The organism is Paenibacillus sp. FSL R7-0198 (assembly GCF_038000415.1).
GTDB lineage: Bacteria > Bacillota > Bacilli > Paenibacillales > Paenibacillaceae > Paenibacillus.
On the sequence record NZ_JBBOCB010000001.1, the window covers coordinates 4,817,252 to 4,834,904 of the forward strand.

At 44.8% G+C, this 17,653-nt stretch carries 20 protein-coding genes; 14 read left to right on the forward strand and 6 right to left on the reverse strand.

Annotation, left to right across the window (positions count from 1 at the left end):
• Positions 1-223: 223 nt before the first annotated feature.
• On the forward strand, positions 224-505 hold the full coding sequence (locus MKY87_RS20870; protein ID WP_340965995.1) for a hypothetical protein: 282 nt from the start codon (positions 224-226) through the stop codon (positions 503-505).
• Between the two features lie 381 nt (positions 506-886).
• On the opposite strand, the gene MKY87_RS20875 is transcribed toward MKY87_RS20870, so the two are convergent.
• Both MKY87_RS20875 and MKY87_RS20880 read right to left on the reverse strand, forming a co-directional pair.
• Positions 887-1,213 (reverse strand): DUF1433 domain-containing protein, encoded by a 327-nt coding sequence (locus MKY87_RS20875; RefSeq protein WP_340965996.1) that lies wholly within the window; start codon positions 1,211-1,213, stop codon positions 887-889.
• A gap of 22 nt (positions 1,214-1,235) precedes the next feature.
• Positions 1,236-1,487: a hypothetical protein gene (locus MKY87_RS20880; protein ID WP_249911712.1), complete on the reverse strand. Its 252-nt coding sequence runs from the start codon at positions 1,485-1,487 to the stop codon at positions 1,236-1,238.
• 156 nt (positions 1,488-1,643) lie between these two features.
• Here MKY87_RS20880 and MKY87_RS20885 point away from each other — a divergent pair, with 156 nt between their 5' ends.
• A complete protein-coding gene (locus MKY87_RS20885; RefSeq protein ID WP_340965997.1) occupies positions 1,644-2,996 on the forward strand; it encodes a lipase family protein in 1,353 nt (450 codons plus the stop codon).
• Between the two features lie 42 nt (positions 2,997-3,038).
• Complete coding sequence (locus tag MKY87_RS20890) at positions 3,039-3,335, forward strand: WXG100 family type VII secretion target (protein ID WP_340965998.1); 297 nt, start codon at positions 3,039-3,041, stop codon at positions 3,333-3,335.
• A gap of 92 nt (positions 3,336-3,427) precedes the next feature.
• Here MKY87_RS20890 and MKY87_RS20895 read toward each other — a convergent pair whose 3' ends face one another.
• On the reverse strand, positions 3,428-3,961 hold the full coding sequence (locus tag MKY87_RS20895) for a hypothetical protein (RefSeq protein ID WP_340965999.1): 534 nt from the start codon (positions 3,959-3,961) through the stop codon (positions 3,428-3,430).
• A gap of 209 nt (positions 3,962-4,170) precedes the next feature.
• On the opposite strand from MKY87_RS20895, the gene MKY87_RS20900 reads away from it, so the two are divergent.
• Both MKY87_RS20900 and MKY87_RS20905 read left to right on the forward strand, forming a co-directional pair.
• Positions 4,171-4,533, forward strand: a complete 363-nt coding sequence (locus MKY87_RS20900) for a hypothetical protein (RefSeq protein ID WP_340966002.1) — start codon at positions 4,171-4,173, stop codon at positions 4,531-4,533.
• A 48-nt stretch (positions 4,534-4,581) separates the two neighbouring features.
• The gene (locus tag MKY87_RS20905; protein WP_340966004.1) at positions 4,582-5,085 is read left to right on the forward strand and encodes a hypothetical protein; all 504 of its coding nucleotides are present in this window, start codon (positions 4,582-4,584) and stop codon (positions 5,083-5,085) included.
• Positions 5,086-5,168: 83 nt separating this feature from the next.
• Here MKY87_RS20905 and MKY87_RS20910 read toward each other — a convergent pair whose 3' ends face one another.
• The 3 genes from MKY87_RS20910 to MKY87_RS20920 are packed head-to-tail and all read right to left on the reverse strand — an operon-like array spanning position 5,169 to position 8,924.
• Positions 5,169-6,332, reverse strand: coding sequence for a Ger(x)C family spore germination protein (locus MKY87_RS20910; RefSeq protein WP_340966005.1), 1,164 nt, complete (start codon positions 6,330-6,332; stop codon positions 5,169-5,171).
• Complete coding sequence (locus MKY87_RS20915) at positions 6,329-7,831, reverse strand: spore germination protein (protein ID WP_340966008.1); 1,503 nt, start codon at positions 7,829-7,831, stop codon at positions 6,329-6,331. Before MKY87_RS20915 ends, MKY87_RS20910 begins: the two co-directional genes overlap by 4 nt.
• Entirely contained in the window at positions 7,803-8,924 is a 1,122-nt protein-coding gene (locus tag MKY87_RS20920) for a GerAB/ArcD/ProY family transporter (RefSeq protein WP_340966009.1), read from the reverse strand. The genes MKY87_RS20915 and MKY87_RS20920 overlap by 29 nt, the downstream gene beginning before the upstream one ends.
• Before the next feature lie 204 nt (positions 8,925-9,128).
• On the opposite strand from MKY87_RS20920, the gene MKY87_RS20925 reads away from it, so the two are divergent.
• The 9 genes from MKY87_RS20925 to MKY87_RS20965 all read left to right on the forward strand — a co-directional run bounded on the left by MKY87_RS20925 (position 9,129) and on the right by MKY87_RS20965 (position 17,651).
• Positions 9,129-10,022, forward strand: a complete 894-nt coding sequence (locus MKY87_RS20925) for an NAD(P)-dependent oxidoreductase (protein ID WP_340966013.1) — start codon at positions 9,129-9,131, stop codon at positions 10,020-10,022.
• A 277-nt stretch (positions 10,023-10,299) separates the two neighbouring features.
• Positions 10,300-11,031: a nuclease-related domain-containing protein gene (locus MKY87_RS20930; RefSeq protein ID WP_253430802.1), complete on the forward strand. Its 732-nt coding sequence runs from the start codon at positions 10,300-10,302 to the stop codon at positions 11,029-11,031.
• 265 nt (positions 11,032-11,296) lie between these two features.
• A complete protein-coding gene (locus MKY87_RS20935; protein ID WP_340966015.1) occupies positions 11,297-12,190 on the forward strand; it encodes a hypothetical protein in 894 nt (297 codons plus the stop codon).
• Positions 12,191-12,542: 352 nt separating this feature from the next.
• Positions 12,543-12,989, forward strand: a complete 447-nt coding sequence (locus tag MKY87_RS20940) for a tellurite resistance TerB family protein (RefSeq protein ID WP_036606259.1) — start codon at positions 12,543-12,545, stop codon at positions 12,987-12,989.
• A gap of 35 nt (positions 12,990-13,024) precedes the next feature.
• Positions 13,025-13,618 (forward strand): TerD family protein, encoded by a 594-nt coding sequence (locus MKY87_RS20945; protein WP_062837433.1) that lies wholly within the window; start codon positions 13,025-13,027, stop codon positions 13,616-13,618.
• An 89-nt stretch (positions 13,619-13,707) separates the two neighbouring features.
• The gene (locus MKY87_RS20950; RefSeq protein WP_062837432.1) at positions 13,708-14,283 is read left to right on the forward strand and encodes a TerD family protein; all 576 of its coding nucleotides are present in this window, start codon (positions 13,708-13,710) and stop codon (positions 14,281-14,283) included.
• 93 nt (positions 14,284-14,376) lie between these two features.
• On the forward strand, positions 14,377-14,958 hold the full coding sequence (locus tag MKY87_RS20955) for a TerD family protein (protein ID WP_340966017.1): 582 nt from the start codon (positions 14,377-14,379) through the stop codon (positions 14,956-14,958).
• Between the two features lie 25 nt (positions 14,959-14,983).
• Positions 14,984-16,240 carry a TerD family protein gene (locus tag MKY87_RS20960; protein ID WP_340966018.1) on the forward strand — a complete coding sequence of 419 codons (1,257 nt, stop codon included), beginning with the start codon at positions 14,984-14,986 and terminating at the stop codon, positions 16,238-16,240.
• Positions 16,241-16,448: 208 nt separating this feature from the next.
• Complete coding sequence (locus MKY87_RS20965; protein ID WP_051449850.1) at positions 16,449-17,651, forward strand: HpcH/HpaI aldolase/citrate lyase family protein; 1,203 nt, start codon at positions 16,449-16,451, stop codon at positions 17,649-17,651.
• Positions 17,652-17,653: the final 2 nt, after the last annotated feature.

A 17,653-nucleotide genomic window follows, 5' to 3' on the forward strand; every position in this document is an offset into this window, starting at 1 on the left:
TCAGTTAAATAGTTCTAGCATGATTCAACGAAGTCCGGGCCATGCCCGGGCTTTTTGGGTTGTTCATTTTTTGAAAAAACTTCAAACCTTGAAGGTCTGTAATGTGTTATTTAAGTAGTGGTTTAGTTAGGTGGGTAGTGACTAGAATACAGGCGTATTAATGATGGTTCGAATAGGTGAGAGGCTGTATCTCAATAATGTTCTCAAGGGGAGGAAGGATCAGATGATTACACCTACAGTAACTGGGCAGGAAGAGACTCAATTATATGAGGAGTTGCGGCGTGCGATCGATGAATTCGAAGAGGGCGAGCAGCGGCAAATAGTTCTGAGTCGGATGGTCAGACAGCTCAGGTTCGTCAAATGGCGTAAAGATCGGATGCGCAAGGTCGATGCATACTGCCAAAGGATCAAGCCCACGACACTTTGGATCATATTAGCCACAGGCGCACTTGCACCAGTCTTGTTATTTAGCGTGTTCATTTGGGTATCGTTGTGGGTGGAATGAAGAGGTGAGGCAGAGAATACGGGAGAAGCCGGAGCGACGTTAGTCTAGAGGCAGTGACGAGTGTAAAGATGTATATAGAGCGGCGCTGCCTGACAAAGTTATAAATCGTTACTTTCACATATTTATGCAAATTGCTAAGATTATTCTGGTAACAACGTCCTATAACTTATAATGTGTAAGATTTAATGCCTGAAATTTATAAAGACTTTGTGCTCATTTCTTAGATGTCGTATACACGATTCACAGAAGATGGACTATAATGATTCTACTTCTTTGGAAAAAAGAGGATAAGATTAGGCTATGAAATCCCTATTATTACATATGAAAGAGCCATGTATCTGTACAAGGCCCTAAAGTTTTAAAAGTTAAATTTCTTATAAACTACTTAAGAGGTTTGATGTCTTCGGGCACTGAGCCTGTTTTGACTTCATAAGTATCATAATCCACCATTGCAAATATTTCTTGGGTCTTATTTCCTGTTACGTACCCTGTCAGTGACACCGTATGAGACAAGTCAGACGGAATGAACTTGTGGCCTGTAAACTCAACATCAATTCCATAGGTTTCTTTAAAATAAGCTAGGCTTGCGATTTCGGCTTTTTGTACAATTTCTTTTTGCTCGTTCGATATGCAACCGTAAAATACAGTGATACTTAAACTAATCATTATTAATAGGGTTAGAGGTGTACGAAATTTAATATTGAGCATAACCACTACTCCTTACTGGAACCTACTTGATTTTTTTGTCAAGTAACTCTTTCGGTACAACGGCTGTTTGAACTTCGAACGTGTCATAATCAATAAGGATGGTGATTTCAGTTTCTTTATTATTTTCAACATGTCCACTCAAACTGATATTGTGACTAAGATCTTTTGGCATAAATTTATGATCAGTGAATTCCACTTCAGTATTATAGTGATCAATAAAGTATTGATGACCCACTTGAGTTGCTTCTTCAATAATTTTGTCTTGATTCGGCATAGAATTACAACCTCCCAATATAAGGGCTAAGATTATAAGTGAAATAGATACATATTGAATATTTTTAAAAATATTCTTCAACCTCCTATATATGTGAGCTTAACACTTTATAAATATACTTTAACTTTTTAGTTCAGTAAACAGAGAGGAGTTTTTATGGATACCTATATAACTGATAAAACATATAAGGAAATTTCGGAACTGGCCTATCTTAATTTGAATGAAGGAGATTACCCTGATACATTGGATTCGGCTAATTGGAAAGTGATTGAGCCAGATGGAGCAAAATTGCATAGAAAGTCTGGGTTCGACGCAGTTGTTTTAAAGAATGATCTTACAGATCAGATTGTCATCGGTTATCGCGGGACTGAACCGGAAGGGAAGTTGACAGATAAAATCGCGGACTGGGAGACGGATGCTTTGGATGTCGTAGGGGGCAGAACGAGAAGGCTTGAAGATTCCATAACCGACCCAGAGCGTCATAATATCTTCAAAAATAGTCCATTCAAACTCTTGATGGATAATTCAAGTTGGGAAAACAATCAGTTTCATCAAGCTGAAGAATTGTATGAGGCTGTACAGAAGGCTTATCCTGATTCAGATATTTCGCTAACAGGCCATTCTCTTGGTGGTGGTTTGGCTCAATATGTAGCTGCTCGTCATGATGTGTCTGGTATGACGTACAGTGCTCCAAGTGTAATGAATCTGCTGGATGATATAAGTTTGGCTAAGGTGAATGAAGGTCACTTTGACAACAAAATGGTTAATGTGGTTCATCCGAGTGATTCTGTAGGAGCTGGCGGAGTAAGTGAATATGACAGGCACGTTGGACTTACGGTGTACAAGGGACAGGATTTTGACACCGCTAATGCGATGTATCAGAACTGGAAGTTTCAATTACAGTTAAAGGTCCCTTTTCAACCTCTCGGTGCAGGCTCGCCGATGTTGGTTCATGACGTTGGAATAGATATAGATCTAGATAAGCTGTACATTGGAAATATCGTTAGATTATTGGATTCCTTCTCGAAGGACGAAGGCAAGGGGTACCACTCCATGAAGCAATATGAGTTTGATAAGGATGGCAACTTAATTGGCCCGTTAATCGATCGGAGTACGGGAGAGACGCTTGATATTTCTCCAAGATGGACTGCACATCAGAAAGCAATGGCTGTGTTCTCTAATGTGATGTCTGGTGCAGTAGCTTCGTTTATATCCGGAGTAGGTAGTTCTGGTGGCGGTAAGATTCAATTAACACCGGAAGAATTAGCGCAGTCTGCTCGGGAAATGAGACTGAGTTTGAGCGGATTTTCCAACGATGCACAAGCTTCTATTCAGATGTTCCAGACGCATATAGCAACGAGCGAAAGTCAGTCTTTTACACCGATTGCTTATAATGCAACAGCTACTTTGCAACAAATTAACCGTTGGTACCAAGAGTCCATAAGTGAGATTGCAGATTATATTGAACGAAAGAGAGAAGATTTTGTAATCGCTGATCAGCAACAATAATAATGGGATTTATATAGATAGATTAACAGGAGGAAAGTGGACATGGGCAGAATATCCGTATCTCTGTCGGATTTACGAAGAGCCGTTCAACAATGCGAACAATTGCAGCAACGGCTTATACAACAGGAACAGAAGATGCGTACGATTCATGGAAGGATGCAGCAGGATTGGGTAGGGACATCAGCATCGGTGCTAACTTTCAAGATGCAGTCTTTTGTTGAAGGAGCTGCTGTGAGATTAAGTGAACTAGAAGCTCATAAAGAGGAATTGAAGCGATACATTCGCAAGATGGAAGAAGCGGACAGAGAAGATCAAAGAAATCTTAGCAGGATGCAGTAATTGTCTATATCTGCTCACAAGTAAATAGTCAGATAGGAAGTAATCCTCCCACCTAACTATTTACTCCCTTGGGTAAGCAGTACTATAACTGATTAGTGTGTATCAGTAGTGTTCCTGTTCAAATTTTGAATTTTCTCTTGGATATACTGGTGGTAATCGCGGAAGCTGCTGATGTGATGCAAGGAATCAGAATTCTCGGACTGGATCTTAATTTTACCGTCCTGAGGCAAATTTTTCATCTCAGCAATGACGGATTTGGAACCTTGGATATCACCGGACATGTCTTGAATTCGCTGTAATAATGCCGGATGTCCTTCATGTTGGAGCATTTCGGCGAGTGGTCTCATTTCCTCCAACTTTTGGCTCGAACGTTCAAGTGTGGTCATCACTTTGTCTCCATCTGTACTTGCGCTAAGCGAAACCATTCGGTGGATGTGATCCTTCTCCATGCGCTCAAGTGCCTCAAGATGAGAAGCTTCCAGTCGTTTGGGATCGCTCCAACTCTCCGACCGAACGGTGTCATTCTGTTGTTTGGAAGCATTATTCGTAGTACCATTGCCACAGCCCCATAACAGAGTTGAGCAAGTTAACACAGCTCCAACGGCGATGAACCTTTTTAACCTCATGCTGTCACTCCTTCGATAATTTCCTGAAGGTAGTATGAGCAATAATATCCAATATCATGCCTCATCTTTTCATTTCTTTCCCATAATATCCTTTATAAATGGAGCGTACATACTTTTGGCTACGGATAATCAAAGTGATAGTAGTGTAGCAAATGACCCCAATAAGTGAAGTTACAATTGCAACGTTATGTAATGAGGTGAGAAGCTTTATGAATCTTTATACTAATAACATATGGCGCTGGACCATAAATCTTTTGTATCCTGCCATTATCTTTGTATTCCAGAGCTGGGGCCCGATATTGGATTCTTGGACAGGTCCTATTTTGTTCGTCGCGGTGTTCTGCTTTCTATGGAGCGATGTAAAGGACATGTTCCTCTCGACGGGATTGACATGGTTTATTGCCATCCCGTGCTGGTGGTATTGGATTGAACGTCCGAAACCATCGTTCGGCGCAGAACATTTTGCCGCACATCTATGGTTAATTGTACTTATATATATTGTCTTTGTGCTCATTCCCCAGACATTAATTCTGACTACTCGGTTGCGGGTAATGTATTATTATAAGAAGTGAAAGTCAATTTAGAATAGGCAAACGTACAAGGATTAGGGGGAAGCAAATATGAGTCGCTTAAAAAGAATCAACAAGCCGTACTTCATCTTCCTCATATGGAATGTACTCATGATCGGCGCTGTTCGTGGATTAACCTTCCAACATGAGCCTGGTAGAGGCGTGTCTGGTAACGGTAACCTGGGACTTCTAGTGTTAGCTCCATCTCTTTTGACCTTCCTGATTCTATGTATTTGGACGACAACTTTGTCCAAATGGTGGTTATATGATCAGCGTCAGCGCTGGGGAGGAAAGGTACATGTCTGTGTACCCCTGGTTGCTCTCCTACTGTGTGTGTTGTCAGTCTTTCTGGAGTTACGTATTATCGATGACTTACGAATGCAACTCAATGGATTTACGAATGATCCGAATTCGGCAGTGTACCGTTTTGGCTGGCTGAACCAATACACGAACACACTGTTTTACAACGTGCCGATCCTACTGTTCTGCCTATCTTTCTCCATATTGATAGGCTGGCTAATGGAATGGAGACTTCACAGTCATAGATCCGCATGACCCGAACTGCAAACGAACTACATCCATCTACACAAACACCCCTTATCCGGCTCCAGACGGACAAGGGGTGTTTTACGCGTTTCCTACACTTTCCGTTTATATTTCCCTGTATACGGGATGGTGAGGTGGATTTTCAGATCTTGAATCGAGTCTTCCGTAAGCATCATCTTACTCCCATTGTTGGATAACTTACGCCAGAGTTTCGGATTTTTGCGATACAGCTTCTCCTGAAGACCGTAAATATCCACACCACGCTCAAGGCCGTGACGATAGGTCTGCATGATCTGCTCCCGCAACTTCACTTCACTGATCTGGATCATCTCTTCATAAGAAGTGGGCACCAGGTATTCGTACAGGGCAGTTAGGTAGTGGGCATCAATGTTGAACGTAACGTCTTCACCCTGAATGACAGGTTTAATTTTGATCTTTGGCAACCCCACACTGAGCGCCCCGTAGATCGTTCCATCTTTCTGGACTAGTAAGGGGGCCCGTCGCATGTCCTTGATCAGCCAGTGATAACCGGGAAGCTGACTGCGTGGAAAGTATTCAAAGTCATAGCCAGTCTTCTCGAAAAAGGCCCCTTCCACCAGAAACAAATCATGTTTCTTCTCGTTCTCTGCCCACTGGGTATCGTTCAATGCAATACTCGGCAGATACGTCGTTGTAGCCGGATCATTATGTGTTGCAATGAGTTTGAAGCTAAGGACAGGCGGATACAACGATTCTTCCAGGTACGTCGGGAGCGGGTTGTGAAGAATACTGTCCAGTGGCGACATATTGTAGATGGACGTTGCACTCAGAATTTTCTCCAGAGGCTCGCGTGTTCCATACACCCAGGTTGTATAACGGGATTCTGGAAACCGTCCCAGCATGTCGAACACTTCTTTGATGTGTTTGCTGGTGAGCACACCTTCGGCCATAACGATGGCTGTCACATGCCCCCAAGCCATGTGTAATTGAGCCGTACGGAACAGTTCGTTCAGCGCCAGACTCATCGTTTTCCCTTCGGCATGTCCGACCCATACAGGCGGTGTATCTGCACTTTTAGTTGAACTTTCACTTTTGGCGACACTGGCAAAATCCAGTGTTTGAACATACAGGTGATACATGCCGTCCTTATAATCAATCCCAAATGCTTTGGCGTAGTCCACCTGTTGGATTTCAAAGGCACTCCAGCATCCACTCGTCATCACGCACATCAATAGGCTTAACAGACCCAGCAAACATCGCTGTAACAAGTGTTTCATCGTCCGTTTCCTTTCTTACGCGGTTCTTGAGTCTCAAGATAGACGGGTCTTCGTTTACCTAACCCCTTTGGCAGTTTGAATAATGAAGCTATCGCTTGTTTGAAATGAAGCGGTGTTAACGGCGTGAGATACGGAATGCCAAATGATTTGAGATCGGTCAGGTAGATGAGGAACAGAATCAACGACAGGATGAACCCATAGATGCCGAGGGATGCCCCCAGGACAAAACAAAGGAACCGAAGGATCAGCACAGAACTGGTCATGACCTGATTCACAATGGTTGCACCAGCTACGACGGTAACTGCAATGATGACAATCATGAGGGGAGAGACCATGCCGGCTCGAATGGCGGAATCCCCGATGATCAACCCTCCAACGACAGTTAGTGTCTGGCCGATGGCACTTGGTAAACGTACCCCCGCCTCTCGGAACAGCTCCATTAGCAGCATAATGAGAAACATCTCCACTCCCGATTCCATTGGAAGTCCCATGCGTCCAACCGATATCGTTGCAACTAGAGGAAAGGGGATCTGATCCATATGAAAGGATGTCAGCGCAATATAGAATCCGGGCAGGAACACGGTGATCATCAGGCCAAGAAAGCGCAGCATCCGTCCTACGTTCACAGGCAAGAAGGGAAAGCTGGCATCCTCCGGTGATTTGAGCAAAAGAAACAGATTGACTGGCCCAATAATGGCGCTGGGATTGCCGTCTACAATGAGGATAAAACGTCCGTTCAGGAGACATTCTGCAGCAAAGTCAGGCCTACCTGTATAATGGGTAACGGGAAACAAAGTAATCTTCGAAGGCGACAGCAATTCTTCCAGTTCATTGGCGGTCAAGATGCGTTCGGTCTCAATCTTACGCAACCGATCCTGGACGTCTTCGATCAGCTCCGGATTGGCGATATTTTTGATATACATCAATGCCACCTTGGTTGCAGAACGTGTACCGATCAGTTCGATATTACAGGCCAGTTGGTTCGTACGCAGACGGGTGCGTATCAAGGCAACATTTACGGCGAGTGGTTCAATGAATCCATCTCTTGCCCCGCGGATCGAAACTTCGGTGGTCGATTCCTCCGGTGTTCGAGTAGGGATGTTAGATATATCAATACTCCACATGGTTTGCAGGGAAGGAATACAGATCAACATATGGCCTTCAAAAACACGGAGAGACATCAGTTCAGTTCCAAATGCCGGATCTTGCAGATCCATTCGGGTCCAATCCAGGCTGATGCACTTTTCAATGTCGGATGTACGGATAAAGTGTGTATTTTCATATGTTCGTTTGAGTTCCGGGAGAATAATATCGTAGATCGCTTCACTATCTACCATACCGCTGCAATAGGTCATAAGGAGTTGCATCGGAGGTTCTCCGATCATATGACTATTGATGATGACATCATCAGATCCGACAAAAAAGGTATTCAGGTTATGCTCGTTCATTCGGAACGGTTCAACGTCAGGATTATTCTTGGGCTGGGTTGAGATCGGCATGATCGGGAGCCTCCTTGTCCTTTTTATGGATTAATGCGGCAATGGTCAATATTACGGTAACGATGGATACATAAGCGAGCATGACCGGGAACTGAATATGATCCACATAATAATCCACGTAATCAATGCGCCACCATTGCATCGCCATGAAGCTCATGATGACGGTAATGGTGAGAATTGCGATATATCGTTTCTTTGGTCTGCGGAAATTCAGCAGATCCACTATGAGATACATGGATATGGCCACCCTTGCAAAGGAACCACTAAGCCACTGATAGATGGACAAAAAATCAACGTGTTGCAGCAGCTTGCCGATATTTACAAGTTTCCATTGCTCATAGGGACTGTTTCGTTGTTTGGCTGCTTCTTCAGGACCAAATTCCACGATGGCCCCGATGGTTGGTCCGATCGCCATACTGAGCATAAAAATGCCGAGGATCAGAACATACCACCAACGTATTTTGCCTTTGATTTCATGTTGGAACAACATAAGAATCCAGATTTCCATAAGCCCGGCAAGAGAGTAGATCATGCCCCGCCACACGGGACCCATGCCGTTCTCCATAATCGGGAACAATAGACTGTAGTCTTTGTATTTCATATTGGCGGACATTACAAAATAACCAAGCAAAATGACAAAGGGCAGCAGCAAACTGGAAGTCATCGCAATGGAGCGTATGCCCTTGGCCGCTGCCCAGGCAGCAACCAGTGCTCCGCCACCTGCCAGAACATAGGGAGGTGTGAATTGAAGATAAGTGGAAACCGTCCAGTTGGTTGTCTCATACAGCGTATGTGTACCAAGCGTGAACAGCAGAATGGAAGCGGAGATTCGGAAGATCCAGGAAGGAATCGGTCCGAATTCTCGCGTAATCCAATCTGTTAGCCGCTGTCCACGTACACGCCGAATGATGATATACATCATACATAGAAACAACATGAAAAAAGGGGCAGCCGCCACGACAGACAACCATCCATCCCTGCCTGCTGCTTCGAGAATGGCTGGAATGGACAAGACATGGCAGACCAGTCCGGCACTTAATAAAATAATGGAAAAGGACAACCAGATGGTAATTTGACCTTTTTCACGACTCATGGGAATCCTCCTTTCCAATGAAGGAAGTTTCCGTTAGGTTGTACAGCATACAGGAAGTTGATTCCTTTTTCAGATTTTTTCACAGAAAGCTGCAAGCAATATGGACGGACTACGCAGAAAGCTTTAACATACAGATATAGCAATGTCGAAGACAAGCACTGAGCGAAGCATAGAGAAATAGGGAAAATAGGGAGGAAACCTACGATGACAAATACAACGAAGGCACCTGGAGAGACAAAAGTTGGCTTTATTGGTACAGGCGTGATGGGTAAAAGCATGGCTGGGCACATCAAGAGAGCAGGGTATCCGCTGCATGTGTACACGCGAACTGCTGCCAAAGCGGAAGCGTTGGTGAAAGAGGGTGCCGTATGGCATGACACACCAGGCAAACTGGCTGCTGCGTGTGATGTCATCATCACGATGGTGGGGTATCCGAAGGATGTGGAGGAGATTTATCTCGGTGAGGATGGACTCGTAGCGAATGCCAAACCGGGTTCATATCTGATTGATATGACGACCTCAAGTCCGTTACTGGCTGCACAAATCTTTGAAGCTGCGGAAGCCAAAGGATTGCATGCACTGGACGCGCCTGTGTCGGGCGGCGATATCGGAGCGCAGAATGCGAAGCTGTCCATTATGGTTGGTGGTAGTTCGGAGGCCTTTGAAGCTGTGCGTCCGCTGTTTGAGCAGATGGGCACCAACATTGTGCTGCAAGGCAAGGCGGGAGCCGGACAGCATACCAAAATGTGCAACCAGATTGCCATTGCCTCTGGCATGATGGGCGTATGCGAAGCACTTGCCTATGCCAAGACGTCTGGTCTGGACGCGGAGACCGTGCTGAAGAGTATTGCTACCGGTGCAGCCGGAAGCTGGTCGCTCAGCAATCTCGGTCCGCGCATGATCGCAGGCGATTATGAGCCTGGATTCTATGTGAAACATTTTATCAAAGACATGGGAATTGCACTGGAGTCTGCAAAAGCGATGGGCATGAAAACGCCTGGGCTGGCTCTGGCCGAATCTCTGTATCAGGAAATAGCGAATAATGGTCTGGAAGAGAAGGGTACTCAGGTGCTCTACACCTATTATCTTCAGGCTTAACAACCAAGAGAACAGCAGCGTATTCTTTTTCTATTCAGGAAAGGGTTGCGCTGTTTTTTTCAATTTTGCGGTTTATTTATGCGTCTAAAGTCACGGAATTGGTTAAATGTTCATATGTGCTATGCGTATTGGAGAGATTTTGATCGTTTACCCTTTATTTTTACCCCGCTTTATCCGACATAAGTAATAGAAGTTTACATAATGAATGTGTCAAAGGATGTTATTCCTCCTGTAATGGTCACCCGTAACCCACACTATAATAGAACGGAGCTTGCCCATGTTCAAGAAAATCCTGTCTCTGTTCAAGACACAACCAGAGCTTGCGAACCAGATTACAGCCTCCGCTTCAGCGTTACCAGCGACGACAACCATTCCCCCGCGTATGGTCCGAAGTAAACGCAAGAAAAAAGCGGAAGGGGATTGGACACGCCAGCCGGAGGAGCCTAGTACAGCAGATCAGCTGATAGGTCTTCCAAGTCAATATAAAGTGCTGAACGACCTGCTCGTTACCAATCCGAAGTCACGCTCCGGTTATTCGCAGATTGATCATGTTGTGATCGGCCCTCGGGCAATCTTTGTGATCGAAACCAGAAATCTGACGACAGGTGAGATTCGCGGTGGAAGAAGAGAGGCCAATTGGTCGGTCAGCAGCAGCCGGGTCAAAATGTACAATCCACTCATGCAGCATCGTGCCCATGTGGAAGCTATCCATGCACACCTCGGAGACTACAAAAGAGTACGCCTCGTCTCCATGGTGACCTTTACCAACCGTTGCCGCATCAGTGTTGATCCTGCTGTGAGGTATGTGAATTCGGACGAACTGATCATCTACGATCATGAATTGGTGGAAACGATTCAGCGCAAGACAGAACGACTTGAGACAGAGGTTCCCGAAACCGTATTTCAAGAGAAGGATATCCAGGCGATCTACGCTCTGTTATCTTCGGTCAATTCCACCGATCCTCAGATTCGGTCAGAGCATATGGAGAAGGCTAAAGGGATCAAATAATTACGTTTCACGAACACTGTTGTCCATATGGACGGCAGTGTTTTTGTGTTGCGGTGGTAGTTAATGCGCGCATAGTAAAAGGCTTTAGACACAGGTATATCGTCGTATACAACCGATTTTTAACTTATGATAGAATGTAGACCATGTCCAATTGTGTGAATCAAGCATGTTATATGAAAGGATATTTTTGTAAGTGAGTGTTCAAGTCTTGGAGCAGAGGTTAATGGTTCTCAGGAATATACATACGATAGGGGAAGATTATACGATGAAATGGAATTATACGATAAAGACGTTCACAGTGATGCTTGGTTTGGCAGCGATTCTGACAGCTTGTGGTGGCGGAGCGAAAGACACGTCTTCGCCGGAGTCTGCTTCCGGTACAGAAGTTGCTTCATCAGAAACAAGCAGCACGAATGCTGCCGTAACAGAAACCGCAGCAACCGGTTCGAATGGGAGTGAGGAGACAGGTTCAGCCGCAAAAGAATCTTCTTCAGCTGACGACGGCAAGATTGGAAAGGACTCCACACTGGAAGAGTTGAAGCAGCAGTATGCGGATAAACTTGGTTATATCCGTGTCCCTCTGAATGATTATCCGGTGCGTCGGGTCAGTGAGGCAGGTTCCAAAAATATTAATGTAGCCAATTATAGCGATGCCGTTGTGGACATGAATGCAGGGGTGCCGATTCATTCCGATTCGCAGCGGTTGATTGATGATGCCTTTCCATTTTTCACAACCGTACAAGCACCTGACGAATCTTATATAACTTGGGAAGAAGCAACCAATCTGGAGCGTGCCATGGTGAAAACACTGTTTATCGCCCGTGAAGGCCTGCTGATTACCGAAGATGCGATGAAAAATAAGGATTATAGCAGTACATCGTTCCAGGATTCGATGGATTTCTTCAGAGTCACAGCGAAATTTGAATCCATGGCACCTGTTGCACAACATCCGCGTGATATTACGTTGAGTACGTTATACGACAAAGCCCGCACGTCATGGGGCAAGCTTGCTGCGATGGACCCGGAGCAGGATGAAGCGGCGTTTACCGAGATGTATAAGACGACGAGAACCGATGCCAATAATGCCATGGGGTTGCTTAATGTTCTGTTGTCTACCAATGAGGAAGAACGTGTAGAGGAGATTTACGGAAAGGAATAGTAATATTGAATAGAATTTGAATGAGTTGAACGAAATATATATATATATGCTGAGGTATTTCATAGAACCCTGACTGCCGGGACGATCGGTGGTCAGGGTTCTATGTGTTGTGTGTGTGAGTGGAAATAAGAAAAGAGGTGTCGAGCAATTTTTTGAAATCCGCTTGAAACTATATCCAGAACGATGCGTATCATAAGGTATTAATTGTTTTTTAATGTAGAATATTGCCGTATTTCAGAGTATAGTTAAGGAATAATTTAACTTATATTCAACATGATGTAGACATGAAAGTTACTGAAAAATCTTGAAAAGAATGTACGGAACACCAGGTTGAAACTATTGGAGGTTGAGTATGAGTTCATTTAAAAGCTGGTTAAATTCAACAAAACAAGGACTTGAAGAGCAAGTCAAAAAGTTTAAAAATAAAGATTTTATGGATGCCGTGGTTGCAGGGTGTGCACTGGTTGCTTTTGCAGATGGTTCCATTGACGAAGCGGAAAAGAACAAGATGGCCGGTTATATCAACCTGAGTCAGGAATTGAAAGTATTCGATATGGCTGAAGTGATTACACGTTTTAATCATTATGTCGCGAACTTTGAGTTCTCTCCAGAGATCGGGAAGCAGGAAGCGCTGAAAGCCATTGGGAAATTCAAAGCCAAGCCGGATGTAGGACGCGTTATTGTGGGCGTATGCAGTGCGATTGGTTCAGCTGACGGCAACTTTGATGATCAGGAGAAAAGAGTCGTTGCCGAGATATGCATCGTACTTGGACTGAACCCGAGTGAATTCAATCTCTAAGTAGCTATTTTACATATGAAGGGAGGTGAAAATCAGTGGCAAGCATTAATTTGGTCAAAGGACAGAAGATTGATTTAACCAAAGGCAATGCAGGACTTACTGAGGTGATTGCTGGTCTCGGTTGGGACCCGGTAACTGCCAAAGGTTTCTTTGGAAGAAAAAAACAAGCGGATATCGATTGTGATGCATCGGCGATCATGTTGAATGAGGAAGGCAAGTTGGTCAAGGACTCCAACCTGGTTTGCTTCCACAACAAGCAAAGTGCATGTCGTTCGGTTATCCATTCTGGTGACAATCTAACAGGACAGGGAGACGGTGACGACGAACAGATCAAAATGGATCTGTCCCGTATTCCTGCTGATGTTCATAAAGTATTAATCGTTGTTAATATCTACGATTGTGTCAATCGCAAGCAAGATTTTGGCATGATTGAGAAGGCTTATATTCGTATTCTGGATGGTAAAAATTCCAGTGAGCTCGTGAAGTTCAATCTATCCGATAACTACACAGGTTCAACAGCGTTGATCTGTGGTGAATTGTATCGTCATGGAGGCGAATGGAAATTCTCGGCAATTGGAGAGGGTTCCCATGCGGTACATATCAATGAACTCGCTCGCAGGTACTCCTAAGTACAAGATTTAACCTAAATCGACAATAATCCTGATATTCATATGTCACGATAATACAATACACTTAAATAAGCGAGGATGATCATACGATGGCAATTAATCTCTCTAAAGGTCAAAAAATCGATCTGACTAAAACGAACCCAGGTTTGACAAAAATCACAGTAGGTTTGGGCTGGGATACCAATAAGTATGATGGCGGAAAAGACTTTGACCTGGATGTATCGGTATTCTGTGCCAATGCAAACGGTAAAGTAGAAGGCGAGAAAAACTTCATCTTCTTCAACAATCCACAAAATGAAAATGGTTCTGTTGTTCACACAGGTGACAACCGTACAGGAGATGGCGATGGTGATGATGAGCAGATCAATATCGACCTGCCTAACGTACCCGCCAATGTAGAGAAAATTGCATTCTCCATTACGATCTACGAAGCTACAGAACGTAGCCAGAACTTCGGACAAGTCTCCCGTGCTTATGTGCGAATCGTTAACGAAGCAAACAGCGAAGAACTGATTCGTTTTGACCTGGGAGAAGACTTCTCCATTGAAACGGGTGTAGTTGTTGGTGAATTGTATCGCCATAACGGCGAGTGGAAGTTCAGTGCCATCGGTAGTGGTTACCAGGATGGATTGGTTGGATTGACACGCGATTACGGTTTGCAATAGGACGTACAGAACGACTTACAGGATGGGAAGAACCGTCTCCTGGACGGTTCTCCTTTTCATTTAATCACATATCTTGGAAAGGTGGAAAAACAAATGACGATCAGTCTTGCCAAAGGACAACGTATCGACCTGACCAAAACGAATCCGGGCCTTACCCGTGTGGTAGTTGGTTTAGGTTGGGACACAAACAAATATAGTGGTGGAGTCGATTTTGACCTGGACGCTTCGGCTTTTTTGTTGTACGAAGATGGAAAAGCCAAAGGTACGGATGACTTTATTTTTTACAACAATCCAAGCGGCGGTGCGGGTTCAGTGACACATACCGGTGATAATCGTACGGGTGAGGGTGATGGCGATGATGAGCAAGTTGTCGTTGACTTCAGCAAAATCCCTGCGCACATTCACCGAATCGGTATTACAGTAACCATCTACGATGGAGATGGACGAGGGCAGAATTTTGGACAAGTCTCCAATGCTTTTGTTCGTGTTGTAGATGCTGCAAGTGATCGGGAAGTGCTTCGGTTCGACCTCGGAGAAGACTACTCTACAGAAACAGCTGTGGTATTCTGTGAGTTTTACCGTGCAGGTGCGGACTGGAAATTCCAGGCGGTAGGCAGCGGCTTCACAGGTGGACTATCTGCTTTATGCAAAAATTACGGACTGGATGCACAATAACTTGGCATAGAAAGGTGATTCTGCTATGGCGATTTCTGTCGTGAAAGGCCAGAAGAGTGATCTGACCAAAACCAATCCGGGCTTGTCCCGTCTAACGGTAGGCATTGGTTGGGAGGCAGCCTCGGGTGTAGAGCTGGACACATCAGCATTCCTTCTGGGTTCAGACAATAAAGTGGCTGGAGATGAGGATTTTATCTTTTATAATCAGCCCTCTACCTCGTTCATCACGTACATGGATGGTGGACAGGTTGGTGGCGAGAAGAAACAATTCGCCATTGATCTTGGCAAAATCCCTGCCCGAATTGAGAAAATCGCCTTCAGCCTGACGATTCATGACGGTGAAGCACGACGCCATCATTTTGGACAGGTTCAGCATGGTTTTCTACGGTTTGCCAATGCAGCTACAGGTCAGGAAGTGATGAGATATGATCTGGGAAGCGGTTTTACAGTGGAGACCGCGATTGTCATCGGTGAATTGTATCGTCATAACGGAGAATGGAAGTTCAATGCAATAGGGTCGGGTTTTGCAGGTGGTTTGAATGCACTCTGCGCTAACTTTGGTGTGGATGTGGATGGTGGATCAGACCCTGCAACAACGACTTCAACCGTTCCTCCGACAGCTGTACCGACTCCGCCACCCTCGGCACCCGCACCAGAGCCGACGCCTGCTCCTGTGAATTCGATCAATTTCAACAAAATTGAATTGAAGAAGAAGGGTGACACCATTAACCTCAAGAAAAATGCGGGGGGACTTGGTGAAATCCTGATTAACCTCAACTGGAATCAACAGGGTAGCAAAGGGTTATTTGGTCGCAGCAAGAGTGTGGATCTGGACTTGGGCTGCCTGTTCGAGATGAAGGATGGTACACGAGATGTGATTCAGGCCTTGGGACAGACGTTTGGTTCACTCAACCGTTTCCCTTATATTGCCCTGGATGGGGATGACCGGACGGGATCGGTTAAGACGGGAGAGAATCTGCGGATTAATGGTGCCCGTATCTCGGAAATTGAGCGCATCTTGGTATTCACCTATATTTATGGTGGTGTGGCCAACTGGTCTCAAGTAGACGGTGTGGTAACCATTCAGCAGAAGGACGGTCCCGATATCATCGTTCGAATGAATGAATACGGGAGCCCGCTTGGCATGTGTGGCATCGCGATGTTACGCAATGTGAACAATGAGACATTCAGTATTGAACGAATCGTGCAGTTCTATAATGGGCATCAGGCGTTGGACGAGGCTCATGATTGGGGAATGCAGTGGGTTGCGGGAAGAAAATAATCATTTGTATTTATTCAATATATAAACGCTGTATCGGTCAGCACCATTGCAAGGATACTGTTGACCAACGTTATCCTCGATAATAGACCATCAATCCCTCCAGATTAGGAGGGATTGGTTTTTATGCCCCGACAGCTGGAATCAACTATTGCAGATTGGCTATTGCCAAAGGTGCGAGGAGGAGACACCCCTGAAATATTTTAACTTTTTGAGTCTGGAAGAAGAAGATACTTTATTTTTCTCTTCACCCGTCTCGTTCAATCACCGGACTTCCAAAGATCTACTGGCATATGCTGTTGGGGCTGCTTTATATATGCCCGCGACGCGCACACATATCGCGGACGACATTATGAATGGTAAACATGAAGGTCTGACGACCATTATTATTGATCTGGAGGACGCTGTGGGTGACGACCAAGTAGAGTTTGCCGAGCAGTGTCTGGTACAGCATCTAACTCAACTGATGACTTATATGGAGACAGGTATGCTGAGTCAGGATCAAATGCCTCTTCTGTTTGCTCGTGTGCGTTCACCACAACAGTTGGAACGTCTCATTGATACGTTGGGAGAATTGGTATCCATGCTAACAGGCGTGGCTTTGCCCAAGTTTTGTGTGGGCAATGGAAGAGCCTATTTTGACCAAATCCGCAAGTATAATCAACGGAAACCGGATCATTATCCCGTTCTCTATGGAATGCCTATATTGGAAACGGCTTCAATTATATATCGGGAGACACGTTGGGAGACCTTACTGGGCCTTCGAAACATCCTGGATGAAAATGTTGAATATGTGCTCAATGTACGCATTGGCGCGACCGATTTCTCCAGCCTTTTTGGACTACGCCGAAGCCCGGAATTGACCATATACGATATCGCCACGATCCGTGACTGCATCTCGGATATTATCAATCTGTTTGGACGGATGGACAAGCCGTATGTAATCTCAGGTCCTGTCTGGGAATATTTCAGTCAGCGGGAGCGCGTGTTCAAACCTCAATTACGACAGACTCCATTCGAAGAAACCCTGGGCAAGTCAGGGCTGCATCTGAGAATGAAATATATTACGAACACAATGGATGGATTGATGCGTGAAGTCATGATGGACAAGGAAAATGGAATTGTAGGCAAAACGATCATTCATCCTTCTCATATTAAGCCTGTACAAGCGATGTACGTTGTTACACATGAGGAATATTCCGATGCACAAGACATCATCGCCCGTAATGATGGTAGCCTGGGTGTGTTCAAAAGTAATTACTATAACAAAATGAATGAGATTAAACCACACTTGAGCTGGGCGAATCGAATTCTTATCCGATCACAAATATATGGGGTGTTACATGAACAGCAGCATTTTGTCGGGCTCTTGCCCAAGCATGAGCAACAACACAACTACGTTCCCAATTCTTGATC